At 38.3% G+C, this 2,865-nt stretch carries 1 protein-coding gene; it reads left to right on the top strand.

All coding sequences use genetic code 11. The annotated features are described in order from the left end of the window. Positions 1–863: 863 nt before the first annotated feature. Positions 864–2,813, top strand: coding sequence for a replication initiator protein RctB domain-containing protein (locus ACTRWI_RS22175; protein WP_499133861.1), 1,950 nt, complete (start codon positions 864–866; stop codon positions 2,811–2,813). Positions 2,814–2,865 lie beyond the last annotated feature (52 nt).

Raw genomic sequence — 2,865 nt, 5'->3', positions numbered from 1 at the left:
GATCGCTCATTGCTGTGCAGGGATGTTAAACCCATACACAGCGGGGCTTGCCACTCAATACATTCATGATCGCTCATTGCTTTTCAGGGATGTTAAACCCATACACAGCAGGGCTTATCGCTTAGGCCGTTCATGACTGATCAGGGATAGAAACTTAAAACAAAGACCATTGCTGCTGACTATATTAAGAGGAATTGTTTGATTGAAAATATTTTGGGAGATTGGTCACATAATAAGAAAAGTTTCACACAGTGATGGAACTGAATATAAACCACTGAATTTATTTATTTTTTTAGATTTCTGTAACTTTTCTAATGAGCGATCATGGCAGTTTGAAAGTGAATCAACCATTACTCACATGTGCATAACTTGTGAGCAATATGTTCATAACCCACGATAAGTTGTGGAAAGTAATTGAGCGATCATGAACAAGCAATTGAGCGATCATGAATAAGCAATTGAGCGATCATGAACAAGCAATTGAGCGATCAAAAGATCTAATTGAGCGATCAAATGATCATTGTAGGATCTATCCACAGACCCATTTTATGACTGATTTGAAATGAGCGATCATAAATACAAAGGGTCAAAATATTCGCATTTTTAAGTAAAACATAGGCTTACGTTCATCTCTTATATCACTGTACTAAATTGAGCGATCAAGAATTGTATAGTGGACTTAAAACATTAGATATGGGTGTAATCATATTAATCATTAAACCTTTATCAGCTAAAGAAATCATTTTTAAAAAGATCATATTATTAAGAACTTAAATCAGAATAGAATGGATGCTAATGACATGGTTGCTTATTCTTGTTCAACAGTTATGATTAAAGCATCATGAAAAACAGTGATAAAGCACATGCCGATAGAACTCAACGATATCTCACAAGAATTGCTAGGAAAAATTGACCTGAAAAGGCGTTTTACTCTTTTTCTGTTCGATCCAGCTGATGTCGAGTTATTTGATACAATTCAAGATATGAGTTTAGGTTTGAAGCAACGCATTATTGCTCAACATCTGATTACTTTAGCTAAATCACACAGTGGCATAGCCAATAAGGTACTTCAAGGAGGCGTCGAAGCACGTTATGACATTAAACCTGCAACCCTTCGACGTACTCTTATGGAACTTAAGAACTTAGGGTTCTTAGTCTTACATGAAGTCACTCACAACGGTCAAAAGCGGGCTACTTCAAATATTTACACCTTAGCGAAAAAAGTGGACCTAGCCATAATTGCCGATCGTGACTCTCTAACGGATCGCAATCGTCCCAAAGGCAATAAAAGGTCCAATCGTGAAAGTGTAAAAAATGCTCTTCAGAAAAAATCACTATCTCAGCAGGATATTGATCTGCGACCTTATCTTCCGAGGGGGGTGCCTTATGATAAAGAAATCTTACCTACTGAGTACATAGCACTGGCTCCAAATAAACGAAATGGCAGCCCTAAAGTGCTTGTCCAATTCAAGCATCCAAAAGGTGGTAATTATACGGTTGCAGCAAAGGGACATGAACAAGTGTCAACTAAGGGTGCTATCCAAACATTAATGGCACTATTGTCGTTAGCTATTGCATATAACGCCCGAGCTATGAAGACCAAGCGGTTTTCGCGTCCGTTTGAAAATACTGAATGTGCTGCAAAACTAGAAGAAATCTTGTATCTACGTGGTTTGAGTGACAACGGTCAGACTCGTGATCGTATAAGAGAACAAATTCAGGAATTACGTCACACGGTTTATGAATGGACAGATCTGGACGGTGTAATTGTAGATGAAGAGCTTCAGAAACTTTTCACGCAAAAAGACTTCCAGTTTATTATTGAACTTGAAACTAACTCGAAACTCGCTCCCGTTATCAATGAGAACGGCGTCGAAGTAAAGCCGACACTGTTCTTCTATACATTTCACCCCAAACTAATAGAAATCCTGGCTAAAAAAGAAGTATTTTTCACTTTACCTAAACAGATTGCAGTTGGTGATCCTCTGTTACTGCTCTTCTACATGTGTCTACGTGTAAGGCGAGCAGCGTATGAGTCTTTGGAGCTATCGTTAATTGCCGAACATATGTTTTTCGATGGGAGTGATAAAAAGCTTCATAATGACATCACGGCCGCGTTGGAAATCTATAAATGTAAACCCGGTGATATAGTAATGCGCAATGAGAAAATGATTACCAAAGACTACAACTTGTGCGGGTACTATATTTCATTCACAAAAAATCAAGATGGTAACTACGTGGCCGTAATTGATTGTGATGAGCAACAAATGATAGAAGCGACAGGCTCAACGTTCAAGGAAGGCAAGAAGAATGCTCCAACGATAATGAACCCGTTGGTAAACAAGTTTGCGTTAGCTGATGAGATGAAACGTAACGTCCTCGTAGATGCACTTCGCGATGACCTATTGTTTAAATATGTAACACATACAACTAGGCGTTTCGCGAATTACCGAAAATTCAAATTGTTAGAATCTGAATACACGATATCTGCCTATGACGATGAAAATCACATAGACCGTATTGCTCATTTAGTTTCCATAGATTTAAATACCAATAAAGATGTTGCTGTAGAAGCGCTACATAAAGTGCAAGGACATCTTAAGAAACTCACTTATGGTGAGACAATCATTGAATCCGAGCATTTCTACAGTTTGATGAGCCGTTTAGAAACTGGCCATAATATCAAGTTATCGAAAAGTGAGTTAATCGACAGTGTAAAGCGATTGAGAGCCAAGAGGTTTAACCAGTGGGTTAATGGAGAATTAGATGAGCTTGCCGCTTTCATTTCATCTAAGTTAGCTCAAGTCAGCTAAAGAGACTGAAGCTCGTAGAGAGTCGATATAGCAACTAAGTATCGTTATCTAG

This window comes from Pseudoalteromonas sp. G5_S1_14_S5 (genome assembly GCF_054968605.1).
Note: the sequence above shows the minus strand (reverse complement) of the source record. Positions and strands in the feature narration are given on the sequence as shown.

Coding starts and splice junctions, on each gene's coding strand:
- ACTRWI_RS22175 (WP_499133861.1), top strand. CDS start 864: ATGCCGATAGAACTCAACGATATCTCACAAGAATTGCTAGGAAAAATT.